This window comes from Microcystis sp. LE19-195.1E (assembly GCF_027532095.1).
In the GTDB taxonomy this organism is placed as follows: domain Bacteria; phylum Cyanobacteriota; class Cyanobacteriia; order Cyanobacteriales; family Microcystaceae; genus Microcystis; species Microcystis aeruginosa.
This window is the reverse complement of record NZ_JAPZSZ010000307.1, coordinates 1-18489: the sequence shown is the minus strand read 5'-3', so window position 1 is coordinate 18489 and position 18489 is coordinate 1. Positions and strand designations below refer to the sequence as shown.

At 42.6% G+C, this 18489-nt stretch carries 18 protein-coding genes and 3 pseudogenes; 10 read left to right on the top strand and 11 right to left on the bottom strand.

Going from position 1 to position 18489, the window contains the following annotated elements; all coding sequences use genetic code 11:
- The 5 genes from O9300_RS17080 to O9300_RS17060 form a co-directional block, all read left to right on the top strand.
- Positions 1-563 (top strand): RNA-guided endonuclease InsQ/TnpB family protein (locus O9300_RS17080; protein WP_287972897.1); only part of this gene is annotated, 563 nt, incomplete at its 5' end.
- Positions 564-607: 44 nt separating this feature from the next.
- Positions 608-1135, top strand: a complete 528-nt coding sequence (locus O9300_RS17075) for an RNA recognition motif domain-containing protein (protein ID WP_147073274.1) — start codon at positions 608-610, stop codon at positions 1133-1135.
- A gap of 72 nt (positions 1136-1207) precedes the next feature.
- The gene (gene rpiA / locus O9300_RS17070) at positions 1208-1918 is read left to right on the top strand and encodes a ribose-5-phosphate isomerase RpiA (protein WP_061431129.1); all 711 of its coding nucleotides are present in this window, start codon (positions 1208-1210) and stop codon (positions 1916-1918) included.
- Positions 1919-2659: 741 nt separating this feature from the next.
- On the top strand, positions 2660-2989 hold the full coding sequence (locus tag O9300_RS17065) for a hypothetical protein (protein WP_197533163.1): 330 nt from the start codon (positions 2660-2662) through the stop codon (positions 2987-2989).
- Positions 2990-3062: 73 nt separating this feature from the next.
- Complete coding sequence (locus O9300_RS17060; RefSeq protein WP_155726615.1) at positions 3063-3227, top strand: hypothetical protein; 165 nt, start codon at positions 3063-3065, stop codon at positions 3225-3227.
- A 108-nt stretch (positions 3228-3335) separates the two neighbouring features.
- On the opposite strand, the gene recF is transcribed toward O9300_RS17060, so the two are convergent.
- A complete protein-coding gene (gene recF, locus O9300_RS17055; protein WP_149985663.1) occupies positions 3336-4463 on the bottom strand; it encodes a DNA replication/repair protein RecF in 1128 nt (375 codons plus the stop codon).
- A gap of 166 nt (positions 4464-4629) precedes the next feature.
- Here recF and O9300_RS17050 point away from each other — a divergent pair, with 166 nt between their 5' ends.
- The gene (locus tag O9300_RS17050; RefSeq protein ID WP_125731438.1) at positions 4630-5202 is read left to right on the top strand and encodes a DUF2808 domain-containing protein; all 573 of its coding nucleotides are present in this window, start codon (positions 4630-4632) and stop codon (positions 5200-5202) included.
- A gap of 359 nt (positions 5203-5561) precedes the next feature.
- On the opposite strand, the gene O9300_RS17045 is transcribed toward O9300_RS17050, so the two are convergent.
- On the bottom strand, positions 5562-6206 hold the full coding sequence (locus tag O9300_RS17045) for a Uma2 family endonuclease (RefSeq protein WP_287972895.1): 645 nt from the start codon (positions 6204-6206) through the stop codon (positions 5562-5564).
- 313 nt (positions 6207-6519) lie between these two features.
- Here O9300_RS17045 and O9300_RS17040 point away from each other — a divergent pair, with 313 nt between their 5' ends.
- Positions 6520-6696, top strand: a complete 177-nt coding sequence (locus tag O9300_RS17040; RefSeq protein ID WP_287972894.1) for a metallothionein — start codon at positions 6520-6522, stop codon at positions 6694-6696.
- A 29-nt stretch (positions 6697-6725) separates the two neighbouring features.
- Positions 6726-7160 (top strand): ArsR/SmtB family transcription factor, encoded by a 435-nt coding sequence (locus tag O9300_RS17035; RefSeq protein WP_287972893.1) that lies wholly within the window; start codon positions 6726-6728, stop codon positions 7158-7160.
- Here the strand turns inward: O9300_RS17035 and O9300_RS17030 are convergent.
- Positions 7157-7945 (bottom strand): pentapeptide repeat-containing protein, encoded by a 789-nt coding sequence (locus tag O9300_RS17030; protein ID WP_287972892.1) that lies wholly within the window; start codon positions 7943-7945, stop codon positions 7157-7159. The two genes, O9300_RS17035 and O9300_RS17030, sit on opposite strands and share 4 nt — an antisense overlap.
- A 201-nt stretch (positions 7946-8146) precedes the next feature.
- Here O9300_RS17030 and O9300_RS17025 point away from each other — a divergent pair, with 201 nt between their 5' ends.
- A complete protein-coding gene (locus tag O9300_RS17025; protein ID WP_287972890.1) occupies positions 8147-11209 on the top strand; it encodes a sll1366 family intein-prone helicase in 3063 nt (1020 codons plus the stop codon).
- On the opposite strand, the gene O9300_RS17020 is transcribed toward O9300_RS17025, so the two are convergent.
- The 7 genes and pseudogenes from O9300_RS17020 to O9300_RS16990 form a co-directional block, all read right to left on the bottom strand.
- Positions 11206-12099 (bottom strand): DUF6515 family protein, encoded by an 894-nt coding sequence (locus tag O9300_RS17020; protein WP_287972888.1) that lies wholly within the window; start codon positions 12097-12099, stop codon positions 11206-11208. The two genes, O9300_RS17025 and O9300_RS17020, sit on opposite strands and share 4 nt — an antisense overlap.
- Before the next feature lie 200 nt (positions 12100-12299).
- Complete coding sequence (locus O9300_RS17015) at positions 12300-12632, bottom strand: type II toxin-antitoxin system PemK/MazF family toxin (protein WP_287972899.1); 333 nt, start codon at positions 12630-12632, stop codon at positions 12300-12302.
- Positions 12629-12871, bottom strand: coding sequence for an AbrB/MazE/SpoVT family DNA-binding domain-containing protein (locus O9300_RS17010; protein WP_002760402.1), 243 nt, complete (start codon positions 12869-12871; stop codon positions 12629-12631). The genes O9300_RS17015 and O9300_RS17010 overlap by 4 nt, the downstream gene beginning before the upstream one ends.
- 91 nt (positions 12872-12962) lie before the next feature.
- The gene (locus O9300_RS17005; RefSeq protein ID WP_287972887.1) at positions 12963-13739 is read right to left on the bottom strand and encodes a DUF2092 domain-containing protein; all 777 of its coding nucleotides are present in this window, start codon (positions 13737-13739) and stop codon (positions 12963-12965) included.
- Positions 13740-13771: 32 nt separating this feature from the next.
- Entirely contained in the window at positions 13772-14434 is a 663-nt protein-coding gene (locus O9300_RS17000; protein ID WP_287972885.1) for a potassium channel family protein, read from the bottom strand.
- 132 nt (positions 14435-14566) lie between these two features.
- A pseudogene (locus O9300_RS16995) lies at positions 14567-15049 on the bottom strand (RNA-guided endonuclease InsQ/TnpB family protein); the annotation flags it as partial.
- Between the two features lie 196 nt (positions 15050-15245).
- Positions 15246-15431: pseudogene (locus O9300_RS16990) on the bottom strand (transposase); the annotation flags it as partial.
- Between the two features lie 457 nt (positions 15432-15888).
- Between O9300_RS16990 and O9300_RS16985 the strand changes: the two are divergent.
- Positions 15889-17548, top strand: a pseudogene (locus O9300_RS16985) (IS1634 family transposase).
- Between the two features lie 704 nt (positions 17549-18252).
- Here the strand turns inward: O9300_RS16985 and O9300_RS16980 are convergent.
- The coding region (locus tag O9300_RS16980; protein WP_287972883.1) for a transposase at positions 18253-18489 on the bottom strand (237 nt) is incomplete at its 5' end.

Genomic DNA, 18489 nt, shown 5'->3' with positions numbered 1-18489 from the left:
AACGGATAAAAGTAGCTAGGCTTCATCTTAAAGTATCAAGACAACGTAAAGACAAAGCAATTAAAGACGCTTTGGCGTTAGTCCAGTCTAATGATCTGGTAGTCTATGAAGCTTTAAAGGTAAGAAACTTAGTCAAAAACCGTAAGCTTGCCAAGTCGATTTCTGATGCTTCTTGGTATCAATTCACTCAATGGTTGAATTATTTTGCCAAGATTTATCGGATTGTTTGTGTTGCTGTGCCGCCGCATTTCACTTCTCAAGATTGTTCAGTTTGTGGGACGAGAGTGCAAAAAACATTAAGCACTAGAACTCATCAATGTCCTAACTGTAAAACAGTCTTAGATAGGGATCATAATGCAGCAATAAATATTCTTAAAAAAGGGTTACAATACTTGGGAAATTATCTCAACGGTACTGTTGGGCAAACAGAAACCGACCCAAACGCCTTGGGAGAGTCCGGCCTCTGGATTCTTAATGGAGACATTGAGAATCTAAGCTGTCTCGTTGAACAAGGAATTTCTAACAGCAATGTGGAAAGAATCCCCCGTCACAGCGTAGCTTGACGGTGGGAGTATGTCAAATCAACCTATACTTGGAGGAATCCATCATGTCCGTTCGTCTATACGTTGGTAATTTGCCCAAAGAATCCGTCGAGCGCGAAAAATTACAGGCGCTTTTTGCCGATGAAGGGGATACGATTACCACTAAAGTCATCAAAGATCGCAAAACTGGCAAATGTCGCGGTTTTGCCTTCGTTACCGTCCCTAGCGATGAACTAGCTGACCAGTTTATCGAAAAATACAACGGTCAATCCTTCATGGAAAACCCGATCAAAATCGAGAAAGCTCTCCCCCGGAGCAAGGGAGGTAAAGAAGAAGGAGAAGAAGCAGAAGGGCCGGAGGCCAGCGTAGAAACCCCGGAAAAAGTCGAAAGACCGACTCCGAAACCGACGACGGCAGCACCGCGCAAATCCAGTAGTGGTGGCGGCGGCGGCAAAAAACGCAAGGCTGAACGGGGTGGCAGTAGTACCCCGAAAGTTACCGGCGATGGTGACGCTTTACAGCCAGATCCCCGTTGGGCTAATGAATTGGCTAAACTCAAGGAAATGTTAGCAGCTCAGGCCACTAATCCCTAATTGCATTGACAAGAGGGCAACGGATAGCCGATAACTAAGAGGTTCAAAACATCGCTTTTAGGAATGTGCATCATGACAGCAATCGATCCGGTCATTCTCATGAAACAGGAGGTCGGTAAAGCCGCCGCTAATCTAGTTCAATCTCATTCGGTCGTGGGATTGGGAACTGGTTCAACAACGGCCTACGCGATCGAGTATCTGGGCGCTAGACTGCAAAGCGGGGAAATCAGCAATATTGTCGGGGTTCCTACTTCTTTTCAAGCGCAAGTTTTGGCTAGGAAGTACGGAATTCCCCTCACTACCCTCGATGTCATCGCAAAGATGGATATCGCTATCGATGGGGCCGATGAGGTGGATCCCCAGAAAAACCTGATTAAAGGCGGCGGTGCTGCCCATACTCAGGAGAAAATTGTCGATAGTCTCGCCGATATTTTTGTCGTGGTAGTGGATGGCAATAAGCTGGTGGATAAGTTGGGATCGACTTTTCTTTTGCCGGTGGAAGTGTTACCCATGGCCATGACTCCGGTGATGCTGAAATTAGAGGCCCTCGGTGGTAAACCTTCTCTGCGCATGGGAGTGAAAAAAGCTGGCCCCGTGGTGACAGATCAAGGCAATTTAGTTATCGATGTTAAATTTGATAGTATCGATGATCCGGCTGATTTGGAAAGAACTATTAATAATATGCCGGGGGTTTTAGAAAATGGTTTATTTGTCGGGGTTGCTGATCTGATTCTCGTCGGTGAAATTATCGACGGTAAGCCGGTAGTCCGCGAGATTAGGTAGGATTAATTATTCTTAATCTAATAGTGAAACAGGCCTGCGGCCTGTTTTGTTATTATGGGTATATACAGACAAAGAAAAAAGTCAAGGACGTTTTACCAGACCCATCGTTAGGGGGAATCGAGCAATTTTGGCTCAAATAATATTTGCTTTTAGCTAATAACAAATCTCTAGCTATTGCCAGAAGTCAATACCTTCGAGAGTTAACCCTCAGAATCGGAATTACCTGAAGCTAGGCAAGGGAGGTGATGTCGAGATGATTACACGAGATATCCCCAAAAGCGACAACCCGATCACGGACTGCTTTTCCCATCTGTACTAACAAAAATAGTTCTATAGCTGAACTGTATGTCTTTCGTTACTAATTCAATTTCATCGAAAAACTATGGGAGAATTAGAATCATTTCTATTCGAGTAAATCCCTTGACTAGAAAAGTTTTCAGCTTCGATATAATGATATAAGGGAGCATCTCACCTTTGTAACCCTTAAATCAGGTTTTTATGTCAAGCTATTTTGAAAGCCTTGCTAGAAAACAGTTTTAGGTATAAGTATAATTACTCACTTGCATAAATGAGATGCTCCCCGATATAGTATTATGTAGATTTCTATTATGAGTTACCTATATGAACACAAATAACGACCGAAAACACCTAAGATTATTGTCAATATTTCATTACATTGTGGGAGGAGTAATTGCTTTTTTCTCTCTTATTTTCTTGGGTCATTTTTTTATAGGAATAAGCATGATTACCTCCCCTGAATCATTCCCGATGGAGCCGTCGGGAGAGTTACCCCCCAAAGCATTTGGATATCTATTCGCCGCTCTAGGTGCAACAACAGTACTGCTAGGAGAAGCTTTAGCGATTTCTGCGATTTTTTCGGGTCGATTTCTCAGCCGTCACAAGAAATACTGGTTTTCTTTTGTGATAGCTTGCATCCTCTGCTTGTTCACCCCGTTGGGTACAATTCTCGGAGTCTTCACAATTATCGTCCTTTCCCGCCAATCGGTTAAGGAGCTATACGGACTTTCTAACAGCAACAATTTAGCCAGCAATCAGGATGACCGCGATTGACAGCAATGGTCTGTAAATAAAGGTTCATAAGCTTGAGATCGTATTATGGTAAGAATCTACTATCCGAGAAATCTTGAATTTTGACACCTTACAATTTTTTGGGCAGAACCATGGTTGGTACTTGGAAGCTGGTGGTGAATGGTTAGTAATTTATCAATTAAACCAAACAATTAAACCAGAAGATATGAGAAATTTTCTAGAGCAAACTACCGAGATATCGCAGCTATTTACTGAATGAGTAGCTTTAGTTTAGGGTTAAACTGCTGAGGTGACTAGAGAGTGGAAAGATAGGGAGAAAAACCTGATAACTGATAACTGAATAGGGCTGAAGGCTGGTGGCTATAGGCTAATAAAAAATATGTCCCTTTTTGACAGAAAATACTTGGGAAGATTGCAACCAACGGGACTCAAAAGAACTGAGATGAGTGGTGGTAATTAAAGTTTGAAAACGGTCTTCGATCGCATCTAATAATTGATTTTGTCGTTCGATATCTAATTCCGCTAAAACATCATCGAGGAGTAGTAGGGGAGGTTCCCCGATAATCTGCTCTAATAACTGTAATTCCGCTAATTTCAAGGCTAAAACTAAGGTTCTTTGTTGTCCTTGGGAACCGTAGGATTTAGCGGGGTTTTGGTTAATTAAAAAATCCACTTCATCCCGGTGGGGACCGACTACCGATGTCCCTAGTTGTTTCTCTGCCAAACGACGGGTTTCAATCTTATCTAAAAAAGCCCTTTGTACCCCATTGACATCATCTTCTACCCAAGGCACATTGGGAATATATTGTAATTCTAAAAATTCGGTTTTTCCGCTAATACTTTCGTGCCATTTTTGGGCTAAAGGAATTAATCTTTGCAGGACTCGCGCCCTTCTTCTCGTTACTCTTGAACCAGTTTCTGCTAGTTGTAAATCCCAGAGTTTTAGTTGGGATAAATCCCCATAAACTTTTCCCTCTAATTCCTGTTTACGAATCTCTTTTAAGAGGGCATTTCTTTGTCGTAAAACCTGATTATATTGCTGTAAAATATGAACGTATAGGGGTTCTAATTGAATTAATAAAGTATCTAACCAATCTCGGCGAGCTTCCGGACCACCGCGCACTAAATCCAGATCGAGACTAGAAAATTGTACCGCATTAATCACGCCCAAAAAATCGAGATGACGGCGCAGGGGTTGACGGTCGCGGATCACGGTGCGACGACCGGAAGAACGGAGAATTAAACTTAATTCTGATGCCCCATAAAGACGATTAACCCTAGCAAAAATTCTCGCCTCCGAGTCCGATTCTAGCACCAGATCCCGATCCTTGCTGACTCGATGGCTCTTGAGAGTGGCCAAAAGTTCGATCGCTTCTAGTAAATTGGATTTTCCCTGAGCATTATTGCCCAATAATATTGTTTTTTTGGACTCGAATTTTAGCAACTGTTCGGCATAATTTCTAAAACTGTGAAGATGTAGGTGTTCGAGATACATTGCAAGTTGGGGGTTAGCTGTTGGGGGTTGGGGGTTGGGGAAGTGGGGTGTGGGGGAGTGGGGAGAAAACAACTGATAACTGATCACTGATAATGGCAGCGGTTTAGGGTTAAGTGAATTTGGTATAATTGCCCTTAACAATCAATATTTTATAGTAGCTTTTACCTTGAAAATTCCTTTTTTGCCTTTAAAACAGACTGAAAGTCTATCTAAACTCGCTTTGATTGCTATACTCGCTTTTGATGCTTCTGTGTCTCTCGCAGGACAATTTCCCGATGGCAGAGTATTTTTTGAGAGTTCTCCCACTCTAGTTAATTTCTTCGCTACTTTCCAATCCGTGCGTACTTGGGGGGCAAAATACTATCTTACCATCGCTCTACCGCCGTCTCTCGGGGCGCCCTTGGGTAAAGTAACCATACAACAGCAGCCTAATATTCAAACTATTGCTTTTCTTCTCGATCAAACCTTTGCTTTTCTTGGCGATCGCAATCAGCGAGGCGAAAAATTAACCCTAAAATCCACTACTTTTGACCCCAATACTCAGACGATTACGGTCATTTTTGATCCTCCTGTCCCCCCCGGTAATACCGTTTCCATCGGTCTGAAACCAGTACGAAATCCCGATTATGGTGGTGTCTATCAGTTTGGAATTACTGCTTATCCCCCCGGGGAGAATTCTCCCGGATTATATCTAGGTGTCGGACGTTTAGCAATTTATGAGGCTGGCGATCGCTGGTAGTCCGTTCCGCGTCTAAAAACAGTAATCAGTGAACAGTAAACAGTAAACAGTAAAAAGACAGTAGGAAACTTCTATTTAATACTGCACACTTAAAAACTCACATCTGATAACTGTTAACTTACCCACTGATAAGTAGTTGGACAAAAGTAAAGTTAACTGTGGGGTAAGGAGTCGGTCGTCAGGAGTCGGTCGTCAGTAAGAATTGCGGCAATTTACATTTCTTAAGATAGACAACAGAATTTATGTCCGACTACTTAACTGATCACTGATCAATAGGAATAGGTGCAGCCTTAAATCAAAAACTGTAACCCCTAAATTATCATCGGCAAAAGTTCCCTGAATTGGTTGTCCATTTAAAGTCAGGCATTAAGCTTTTGCTTGACCCAAATTCGGAATTGTTTTAATGCCATTGCACTACCTATTTTTTGACTATTTTGTAGCGTTTCTGGAATTTTTTCTATTAGATTAAATTGAGGAAATAGTCGGCTTTGGCAAGATTCAACATATTCTGATCCTTGCAAAACATTGATTTCCAGTCTCTCTCCATTATATCGCCACAATTCAGGAACACCCAATCGCTCATAATTATTAAATCGGGTTCGCTTAGTAATATCAATTTCAATGGCTAAATCGGGAGGGGGATCAATAGCCAGATCAAGTCGCTTTTTTCCCCTGACAGCAGCACAATTTTCGATATAAAAAGACTCATCTGGTTCTATTCCTTGATCCATTTGCTGATTTTTAAAGGTTGTCGATCCAGCGGGTTCATAGTCTAACTCTAATTCATCCAGGAGAACTTTAACCAAATCCCCGATTAAAACTTTGGTATTTTCATGAATAAAAAGAGGAGTCATTGCTTCTAAAGTTCCCTGACTATAAGATAGACGAATTGACCGTCGATCTCCCAATTCGTCAAGAATTTTTTCATAATCTTGCCAAGTGAGTGAAGTTAACAACAGGCGGTCGCCTGGGGTAACAGTTAGTTGTTTTAATGCTAATAACATCAGAATTTGTCGCCTAAGTTGTTATGATTGGGCGGTTTAGTCAGTATTTAACTTTTTTCTACCTTAGACTATATATAGCAGTTTTCATCAGAATGAGGCATGGGCAAGGGGCTTAAACTCTTTGTTGGCAAAACTTGTCGATACCTCAGTAACGTGAAAAGCTCTATATGCAAACTGAAAACTCAAATCTGATCACTGATCAAGGAGAACTTCCCACCCGTCTGAGTTTTAGAAAAATTTAACTTTATTCAATCCATGAACATCTGTTCAGATGTTATACTAAAGTCAGTAAAGAAGTTCAGAGGTAGTAACCATGATCGCTGTCACCACCATGAAATGTGCTTGTGAATCCTGTAAGTGTGTAGTATCGATCGCCGATGCCATCAAAGAAAACGATAAATACTACTGTTGCCAAGCTTGTGCCAATGGTCACGTTAACGAGAACGAGAAAGGCGGTGGACACCAGGGCTGTTCTTGCAGTCAAATTTAGTTATTGGGGAGAAGGGGACAAGTATCGGCATGGAAGATTTGATCGATACCTCCCTTTCTCAACTTTCCCTTAATAACCGATCAGGAAAAAACATGGCCATAGAGAAAATAGTGCCGGTTTGTGGGGAATCCCATCACCAAGAGGCGAAATTCCAGCACTTGCAGGGATTAGAACTAGAAAAAGCCCAAAAAATGGCCGAATTTTTCAGCCTTTTGGGGGATGCCAACCGCCTCAGAATTCTGTCGCTTTTAGCCAAACAAGAATTATGTGTTTGTGACTTAGCCGACGACTTAGGGATGAGTGAATCGGCCGTATCGCACCAGTTAAGAACCCTAAGAGCCTTAAGATTAGTTAAATACCAAAAACAGGGACGGAGAGTCTTTTATCGTCTTGCCGATCATCATGTTCTTGACCTTTATTACGCGGTCTCGGAACATTTAGAAGAGCCAGCGGACGAGGATTAAAACAGTCCCAAAGCGGGTAAAACAAACTGTAAAAGCAGAGAACCAATCCCCTGCACCATTTGATCTAATTGAGCATTGCCACCACCTTGTTCTTGCGGTTTTCGGGCGATTTCCATGCCTTTAATAAAATTCTCTGCCGCTTCGTAACCGGGGGTGTTACCTTGCCGTTCAAAGAGAGTCGAAGCCATTTGAGCGTCCTGGGCCGCTAGAGCATTTTGTCCCAGACGATAGTGAGCCATGGACCGGGCCAGATAAGCTGGAGCATATTCCGAGTTAATTGTCAAGGCCTTATTAAAATTTTCTATAGCGGCGCTGGTGCGTCCCTGTTTTCCTTCCACCATTCCTAGTCCGTAGAATAGTTCAGGAGTACCGGCACTACTGGGAATTCCCACCGCACCCTGTACATAGGCAGTGTCTAGTTTGGTGTTGTCGAGGTTAGCATTATTGAGATAAGTGCCTCTTAAATCCGCACCCGTCAAGATTGCCCCGGTTAAGTTCGCTCCAGTGAGATTAGCACCAAAAAGAGAGGCGCCGGTTAAATTTGCCCCACTCAGATCCGCCCCACTTAAATTAGCTTGACTAAGATTGGCCCCGACGAGATTGGCCCCATTTAATTTTGCCCCGACTAGATTCGATTGCACTAACCCCGAACCGCTCAGATCGCATTGGGGACATTTTCGGGTGGATAATAATTGCTGTAGGTGGTTTAAATCTTCCGTCTGACCAACTAGGGAGAAGTTCAGGGGAAGACTGAGGACGAGGGTGAGGGCGATCGATTTGTACATAGTTGAAAAATAAATCTATTTATTATTACTGATAATAACCATGCGATCGGGGCTAATCGCTTAACTAGATTCTGCTTGAGAAATCAGCCCTTGTCCACTAAAATAGAAGATTAGAGGCTCTTAAGGTCAGAAGAAGCGACAAAATCGAGATTTGTTACCTTTTCAACAGCAAGTTTTTTAGAGGAATTTCCCTATTTCATAATGACTACTCTACACGGTAATTGGCTGATTCGTTCGCAAGATAGTGTTTTTTTTCTTTGGGGTGAACAGTGGCAAGGGAAGGAATTAAGTGAAACAAAGGAAAATCATCCTTTTTGTCTAGAATCTGGGGCATTAGCCCAATTTATCGAGAAATTTTCTCCTCAGCTTAACCGGTATTCTCCAGAATCAATCAAGCTCAGTTTACCTAGTTATTCCCCCCCTAGGAAAAAATATTTTTTACCGCTGCTGTCGGGGCAAATTCTCGAACCCACAGCTAAATCCTTGTCTTGGCAACCATGGCAGGTATCGGGATTAACTTTTTCTGCGGGGATGATAGTGCGGTTATGGGAGAAATTACCCCTAGCTAAGGCCGAATTTATCGGCAATGATCTACGATTTTGGCTGTATTTGCACCGTTGGAGTTTAGATTTATTCGCAAGGGGGAAATTTTTAGCGGGAATAAATCAGGGTGAAAGTTGCTGGTATCCCCTGCTAGATAGTACCATCGATCGCACTCGTTTAGCTAAGTTTATCCAAACCATTCCCCCGGTCTGTCTTGCCTATCAAGAAAATAGCGAACCACAAACAATTATTCTCGATTGCTTGAAAAATATTGTCGATGCTCGTTTGCGACAAAAGATAGATAGTAGTGTTAATATTTCGCCGTCATTGATGGTAAAACCATGGCTACAATCTTTAAGCGGTGATCATCATGAGATTGCTTTAGAAGCCAAGAATTTACAGCGTCTAGAAAATGCTTATCATAACTGGGTGTTTCCTATCCAAGAAAGTTTGGTTAATGGCAATAATCGCCAATTAATCGAGAATCAATACCGTGTCTGTTTATCTTTACAACCTCCCAGTCTAGGGACAGTGTGGAAACTCACCTATTATTTACAAGCGTTAGATGATCAAGAATTTCTCATTAGTGCCAAGTTGATTTGGTTAGAGGGTAAAGAAAGTTATCATAGTTATCAAAGAGTTGTCAATAATCCTCAGGAAATTCTCTTAAAAGGATTGGGATTAGCGGCGCGATTGTACGAACCAATTAGAATTAGTTTAGAGCAAAGACACCCGGAGGAATGTTCTCTTGATTCGCTCGAAGTTTATCAGTTTATTCGCTCGATCACTTGGCAATTGCAAGAGCAGGGATTAGGGGTAATTTTGCCAACGGGTTTAACTGCCGGTAGTAATGAACAAAGATTAGGAATTAAGATTGCTGCCACTGTCACTCCCAAAAAAGGAGAAAGATTAAGTTTAACCAGTTTGTTAAACTTTCAGCTTAAATTAGTGGTAGGGGAACAGGAAATATCGAAAAAAGATTTTGATAAGTTATTAGAGAAAAAATCGCCAGTGGTGGAAGTGGGAGGCAAATGGTTAATCCTACAACCTACGGATGTCAAAGCAGCTCAGGCAATTTTAAATAATACCATCGCTCCCCTGAATCTCTCGGTGGAAGATGCCCTGCGCTTGAGTTCAGGAGATAATAATCTAATTGCTAAACTGCCGGTAGTTAATTTCCAAGCGGAGGGAGCATTAAAGGAATTAATTGATAATTTAAATAACAATCAAGGGATTCAATTAATCAACCCACCGCGGGAATTTCGGGGGGAATTACGTCCCTATCAAATCAAGGGAGTTAGTTGGTTAGCTTTCCTAGAAAAGTGGGGTTTAGGTGCTTGTTTAGCCGATGATATGGGTTTAGGAAAAACCCCGCAATTAATCGCTTTTTTACTAGCATTAAAAGAACAGGATATGTTAGTTAATCCCGTGTTAGTGGTGGCTCCCACTTCCGTGGTCAATAACTGGGAACATGAATTAAGAAAATTTGCTCCCACCCTGACAGTTTTTGTGCATCATGGCGAAAAAAGATTAAAAGGTCAAGCTTTTGCTCAAGAGGTAAAAAATAAATCGGTTGTTATTACCAGTTATCCTTTAATCTATCGCGATCTGTCCACTTTAGAAGCAGTACAATGGCAAGGTTTAGTTTTAGATGAAGCTCAAAATATTAAAAACTCTACGGCTAAACAATCCCAAGCAGTGCGAAAAATACCCGCAGGATTTCGGATTGCCTTAACGGGAACTCCCGTAGAAAATCGCCTGACGGAATTATGGTCAATTTTGGATTTTCTCAATCCCAATTTTTTAGGAACTCAAACATTTTTCCAGCGTCGTTTTGCCCTTCCTATTGAAAAATACGGCGATCAAGAATCCCTGCATAATTTACGTTCCCTTGTCCGTCCCTTTATTTTACGGAGATTAAAAACCGATAAAAATATTATTGAAGATTTACCAGAAAAACAGGAAATGAATATTTTTTGTGGTTTATCGAAAGAACAGGGACAACTTTATCAACAATTAGTCGAGACAACCCTCCAGAAAATTGAAGAAATTCAAGGAATTCAGAAACATGGATTAATTTTAACCTTGCTAATGCAACTAAAACAAATTTGTAATCATCCCGCCCATTTTTTGAAAGAAAATAGTTTAGAAACCAGTCAAAGATCGGGAAAATTATTACGTTTAGAAGCCATGGTAGAGGAAGTGATAGCAGAAGGCGATCGAGCTTTAATTTTTACACAATTTGCCGAGTGGGGAAAACTCCTACAAACCCATCTCCAGAAAAAATTAGCCGAGGAAATATTATTTCTCTCCGGTTCTACCAAAGCAAAAGATCGGGGAGAAATGATCGAGCGCTTTCAAAATGATCCCCAGGGACCAAAGATTTTTATTCTCTCCCTGAAAGCGGGGGGAACAGGATTAAATTTAACCCGCGCTAATCACGTTTTTCATATCGATCGTTGGTGGAATCCGGCCGTAGAGAATCAGGCCACCGATCGCGCTTTCCGCATCGGACAAAAACGCAATGTTCAGGTGCATAAATTCATCTGTACGGGAACCCTAGAGGAACGCATTAATGAGATGATCGAAAGCAAGAAACAATTAGCGGAACAAACCGTAGATGCTGGGGAAAATTGGTTAACAGAATTAGATACCGATCGCCTGCGAGATTTATTATTATTAGATCGATCGGCAATTATTGATGAAGAAGAACCCGATTAGAAGCGAACCACCTGATAAACCGTGGAACCATTCTCAAACAGAGGCTGATAGTAGATACCGCTACAATTGTAATAAAGCGTATTGTCAGCCGTGATTGTGGTGCAGCCGTCCGGGAGATAGGTGACAATTGCGCCGATGGGAGGGGCCACCACCGTGTAGGAACTACCGCTAGGCTGAAGATAGATGCCGTCCGAGTAAATGTAGGAAGTGGAACCCACATAGACGGTATTGTAGTAGGGGGGGAGAGTAGCGATCGCTGAACCGATGACTAGGCCAGTGGTTAACCCCACCCAACCCCAACCCGGGGGGACGTAATAACCGCCACCGTACCAACCGCCACCACGCCAGTAACCGTTGCGATTATCGTCAATAAAGTTCTGACGGTTCTGTTGGCGATCGCTAACCTGCTGCTGCCGTTCCCCCTGTCTTTCCGTGCGTTCCCCTTGACGGATATCGGTTCTTTCGCTGCGTTCCCCCTGTCTTTCCCCCTGTCTTTCGGTGCGTTCCCCTTGACGGGTTTGTTGACTGGTTTGCCGTTCCCCCTGTCTTGCGCTGCGTTCCCCTTGACGGTTTTGTTGACTGGTTTGCCGTTCCCCCTGTCTTTCCGTGCGTTCCCCTTGACGGGTTTGTTGATTAGTTTGCCGTTCTCCCTGTCTTCCAGAAAAATCTCTAGAGGGTTGGGAACGATTACTAAAATTCCCTCGGTTTTGCAGATCACTACTGCGGTTAACCCGTGGGGAAGCTCCACCACCGCCACGACTACCACCACCACCGCCACGACTACCGCCACCACCGCCACCGCGAGCGTCCACATAATCCGTTACCAGTAAACTTGTACCCAAGAGGAGGGCGGCAAGAACACATAAGTTTTGACATAAAGATCTTTTCATGGCCCGGACTCCTTGATTTTTTTATTCGCCTTGGCTGCTTATCTTCCCAGATTATTTTCTGCAAGCGTTCGACGGTTTCTGGTGCAAAAAAAAACGCTCTCCTGTTTCTACACGAACTCTGGCGGGAACATTTTCTATAATAAATCTGGGTTGGGTTCATAATTAATATCGCTCTTCTGGGACTTTTGAGAATGTCCCTGTCAGAACAGAATCGGCTTAATTCTTCTGAGAACATCCTGGATCAACTGTTCTGGACACTTGCCGATAAAGCTCGCTTTTCTCGCTCGGAAGTCCAACGATCGCAGTTGATCTACCATGATAACTCCTGTCACCGCCTCTCCATCTGGAATCTTGACGTAGAAAGGGTTCTGGCGTTGCGTATTGCTCACCGGGCAGACAAAGGCAAAACCAATCTTGCGATTAAAATCAATATGGCTTACCACCAGTGCTGGACGATTACCCATTTGCTCATGCCCAATTTGTGGGTCAAAGCTCAACCGCACGAAATCTCGACGTTCTGGAATGTATGTCACCAAACCTCCTCTCCCATTGGCCGTCCCCAATCCACTTCCGGCTCAGGTGATTCAACAACCTCAGCCAGTAGTTCTTCTAGGCTTAACTCAGGCAAGGCTTGAATTAGCTCAATTACTAGCTTTCCGTTTTCCACAGAACATTCAACAACGTCCTTAGGATTGAGGTTCAGTGCCTCCACCGCATACTTGGGAATCCGAATCGCTAAAGAATTACCCCAGCGTCCAATCTGCGACTTCATGATCCCACCTCGAATTCGTTAGATATTCAAAGTATATCAAAACGCTGATTTAGGGGAATACCGACAAGCGATCGCATTTTATGAACGGGCTTTATGGCTGGGATTGATTATCCCTAGGGGGTAGAAGTTCGATAGGGATCGACTCTGATCCCGGTTGGAAAGTGAAAGTATCGGCGGGTGTACTGGGATTAAAATTCCAGTCGGATAATATTGCCGTGTACTGGGGTGAACCGGGTGGAGTTTTATAGGTAATAATCGCTTTCCTCAGTAGGGGGGGGGCATCTGGCGTGACCCAGATTTGATAATCGCGATCGCTACCGAGCAGCAGCAGGTGATACATCGGTTCGCGGTTGACCATGTCGTTGCCGATAAAAATAATTTGCTTGACATCGGCCATTAGATCTGCACAGGGATCGTTCGCCGCTAGATTTGACATGGGAATGCTGATCCCGTACCTTTGCTCTACTTGGTCTAAGGCTTCATCTAGAGTATTTGGTGCTGGTTTCGTGACGTATAGATCCCGTTCCAGATCCGCGAGGGTGAAGGTTTTACCGTCGTAAAAAAAGCGGGTAACTCGTTCATCCCCAGTGTAGTCCGAGCGCAGGCGATCGGGTTTCTCTACCCAGATGTTTTGATAGGCACTGTACTGAACTTTCGCCCCGGAGTCGAGTATATCGTCATAGGTGACATCCATCTGGACGGTGAACGATCGCTGTTTGGTTAAATTAGCACAGAGTTGCTCGATCACCTGTTCCGCCGTTTTTGGGCGGATTTCCTGGGATAGAGTCGGTATTTCCGCCAAGACTCCTGCGGCGGCGACCCAAGGCAAAAGTAAAGAAAGAATCGGGATAAAGCGACGCATAATCATCTAATATTCTCCAAGGCGATGGATTGTTTTGGTTAACGACCATTGTGTAAACTGACTAAACGAGCGATAAAAACGGCGGGATAGAGAACTCCAGTCATTCCTTCTAAATTGGCTAGAACTCTAGCGACTTTACTGGTAGGAACTATATCACCGTAACCAACCGTGGCCAGGGTAGTAAAGCTGAAATGAAGTAGATCCGCCTGGTTGACGGTTTTAGCGGCGGAGCTAAAGGAATCGGGTTCAAAAATCTGGACGATACTATAAGCGGATGCCCAGAAAAATCCTAGGAGAAAATAGACACAAATTCCCCCTTTGATGATATCGGATGTTACCTGTTCGGCGAGAATTAATTCTTGTAAAATCGAGTACACGCATAAACTAATAAAAGCTAGAGAAATTAATGTACTAGACAGATCGAACCAACCGGTTAAATCCCTATAAATAGGGATAATCGTGCCGAATACTCTCAGGATGAGGGCAATTACAAACAGACCGATATTACATCTTAAAGCCAATTTACTGCGATCGATCTGATAGACGGCGATGATCACAGAGAGGGAGAAGAAAAAGAAAACTAGCAAATCTCCGAGGGGTAGATATACTAAAAATGGGTAAATAATGTAGAGCAAGACTAGATTTGCCAGCAGCCGATTGTATTTATTTTCTGTTGCCCGCATCAATTGACGGAATTTCATAGCAGCAAACCTTTAATTGGTAATATTTCCTCCTGCTAATTAATTTTAAGGCTATTTATCTCCTATCTTCTTTCTAAATTTTCTTGCCTAATTGACGCTCCCATCGCACTCAAGCACTTCAGGATTCCCTGTTCATCCAGTTACCTTATCTATTAAGCTTTCACTTAATAGACAGTGGGTAGTCTGTCCGAGGGCTTGAATTTCTGTCCGCCCGACGGTATTTGCCCGTGCGAGAATGTTTATAGCGGCGTTTTCGTCTCTATCCAAGACACACCCACAAGAACAAACCTGAGTTCTTACAGATAATGTTTTCTTGACGATATTACCACAACTAGAACATTGTTGGCTAGTATATTGTGGGTTCACCGCTACCACAAACTTCCCGTGTATTTTCCCAAAGTAGTCTAGCCAATCGGTGAACATTGACCAGCTTGCATCTTGAATAGATTTAGCAAGCTTGGGATTTTTCACCATATTAGATACCTTCAAGTCCTCATAGACTACCAAATCGTTAGATTGGATTAACGCTTTTGCTGTCTTGACGGCAAAATCTTTGCGTTGTCTAGAAACTTTTAGATGAAGGCGAGCTACTTTAGATTTCTGCTTTAACCTTTTTGGTTCTTCGGTTTGTGTTATGCAATGGACGGGAGTTATAAGGGGTGAAACCCTTATATAGAAAGACATTGCTTCGATTTTTGCCAATTGTTTTCAATCTAGAACGAGCTAATCAATTAAGTACCTTGCCAGATAAGGATTTAGCCGATTTCTGCCCCCTGATCGAACCATACCAAGTAACGAAGAACCACCTTTTTTGGCTTCCCTTTTTCTTTTTTGAGAGTTTACGTTGAGCCTTTTTTAGTCTTTTTTCAGACTTACGAAGAAACCGTGGGTTATCAATTTTATCCCCATTAGAGTCGGTTAAGAAATGGGGCTCTTCGGTTTTTGTTATGCAATGGACGGGGGTTATAAGGGATGAAACCCTTATATAGAAAGGCATTTAGCGATTTTTGTCAATTGTTTTTGATATAGAGCGAACTAATCAATTAAGTCTCTTACCAGATAAGGATTTAGTCGATTTATGCCCCCCCTATCGAACCATACCAAGTAACGAAGAACCAATTTTATTTTCTTGGAAGATTTTGTAGAGTGAGCATCGCCCACAATTTGCTTTGTTCTTATGATTTATTCAGAGGATTGTCAATGATCGCCATCGGAGACCGTCAACTCTTTAATTAATACTTGTCACTATCTTAAGAGCATTTTTTTGTATCGTCAATACATATATCCCACATTCCGCACCCTCAACTGTCACATAAGCTGTCCCCCTCCAGAGACTTGAGTAAAAATACTTAGCTGGTGAAGGTTTTCTCGGTGGCCGCTAGGGGGGTCTTGAGACCCCTAATTATGAAAAAATAGGAATTGTTGGAAAACTGAGGCGAGTGGACTGTTCGACCATGAATCAATCAACAGAAATTGAAGTCAAAAATCTAGACCATCTGGGATTAGTAGCCGGAATTATCGATGAAATAGGAATCGTTGAAATTATCAACGAACAAGTCTCAATTGAGCGAGGAGAAATTGTCACAGCGGGGCAAGTCGTGAAAGCAATTATCCTGAACGGATTGGGATTTGTCTCCCGGGCCTTGTATTTATTTCCTCAATTTTTTGAAGATAAAGCAACCGAACATCTGCTGGGAGAAGGCATCGAACCCAAACAATTAAATGATGATAAAATTGGTCGAGTAATGGACAAACTTTATCAACTGAATGTTTCGGTCATTTTCCTACTCATTAGTTTAGCCGCCGTCAAAAAATTTGGTGTAGCAACCGAGAATTCCCATTTAGATTCGACTTCTCTATCAGTAGAAGGAGAATATAACAAGGAATACCCAACAGTAGAAATCCTGAAATCAGGAGCAGTGGGAGAAGAAATTGAAACCAGACAACAGCCAATAAAAATTACCTACGGATACTCCCGCGACCGACGACCTGACTTAAAACAATTTATGATTGACTTAATCGTAAGTGGGGATGGAGATGTACCTTTATTCCTGAAAGTAGGGGACGGAAATGAAGCGGACAAAGCGGTTTTTGGTCAAATCGCCCGAGAATTTCAAAAACAAGTTGACTTTGACAGTTTAATAGTCGGCGATAGCGCCCTCTATAGCAAAGAGAATTTAAAACTAATGAGAGAAATGCGTTGGTTGTCTCGAGTCCCCTTCAGCATTAAAGAGGCTCAAGAGTTAGTCGATAGCATCTCAGAAAAAGAGTTAACCGATGCTCCCAATACCGGGTTATTCCTGGCGGGAAACCATCTCTAACTATGGGGGGATAGAACAAAGATGGTTGCTAGTTGAAAGTCAAGCTAGAAAAGAATCAGACTTGAAAAAATTAGAGAAAAAAATCGAGCAGGAAAAGAATTCTGCCCAAGAAAAAATCCGGCAACTATCCCGAAGAGAATTTGAGAATAGAGCGGTGGCGTTGGCGATAGTCAAGGGATTATCTGACTCCTTAAAATCTCATCAGTTAACGGAGATTAAAGTCAATCTCATTCCGCCTGAGTCTCAGCAGTCAAAACTCAAATCAAAAGACGATTTATCCTCTCAAAGCTATCAAGTTCAAGCCGAATTAGAGTTGAATTTGCCAGCGATTGAGAGGCTAAAGAAACGAGCAGGACGATTCGTTTTAGCAACTAACGATTTGGAGAAAAAACGATTAAGCAGTGAGGATATACTCAAAAAATATAAAGGGCAACAAGCTCCAGAAAGAGGATTTTCTTTTCTCAAAGACCCCTGCTTTTTTGCCCACAGTGTCTTTCTCAAATCTCCCCATAGAATCGAGGTCATGGCCATGCTCATGGGCTTGTGCCTGCTGGTTTATACTATTGGTCAAAGACAACTTCGTCTGAACTTAAAACAGCAGGAGACGGGACTGAAAAATCCGTTGGGTAAGTTAACTGACCGACCAACATTACGCTGGATATTTCAGAACTTTCAAGGGATTCATCTCCTACGTATTCAAGACAATCAACAGATTAGCAACTTAACGGATGAGAGGCGCAACATTTTGAGATTTTTTCCCAAACCTTGCCAGGAATATTATCTCTTATCTTGACCAGATGGATTGACTTCAAGGGGTGACAAAACTTAAGCACTACTCGAACATCTCGACGCTAGATGTTAAGTCTGATTGCCCAGCCATTCTCAACAAGCACTGTTTATTGCGAATGACCGGGGGAACTCTGAAATTTTCGGCTTAGTTGCTGGCAGCTTGCCGCCAACTCACTCCTCTAGATAAGTATTTTGACTCACGCTCCTTCCTCTTTTGAGACGTTGTGACACTTAGGGTGCGGAATGTGGGCTTTAACATTTATGTAGATTATGCTAAAAAAGACTGAAATGCCTATAGGAAAAAGGTTTCGACTCAATAAAGTCTAGAAGAAAGGCACAAAAAAGGGTAACTGCCGAGGCTGACGGGGTGACAAGCAGATTGAAAGTGAGACACTAGGCTTCAACCTCGTTGTCATAAGTAGTCGTGCAAAATAAATTTCCTAGTGAAGAAAGGCAAAAGGCAAGAGGCAAGAGGCAAGGGGGGGTTAGATTTGTGTAATTAATTTTGCTTAGGTACTTACCAAATTTCTAAATCCATGACAGACATCCACGCTCGAATGCTTGCCAAGCCTGCATTCGTTGTGACGCAAATAAAGAAAAATGGTATCACCCCTTCGGATAGTTTAGTTATTCGGGTGACGAAACCCCATCTGGTTTATCAAAAATTCCAGCTAAAAAATCCGGCTCTTCGTTACTCTTTATGCTAAATCAACAGACAAGATGCCAAGATAACATACTTCTAACCCAAAAATTCCGAAAGTTTCTAAAGCCATAGGCTCTCCGTTTTATTAGTTTAAGTTTATTGTTGATTCCCTCGACCACCCCATTCGTTGTCCTTCGCTCGAAATAACTAATGATTTCTCCAAACCAGTTTCGGATTGTTTGACAACTCTTGGTAAAAACACTGGAGGATTTTGCCAACCATTCCGAGATGGATAGCATTCC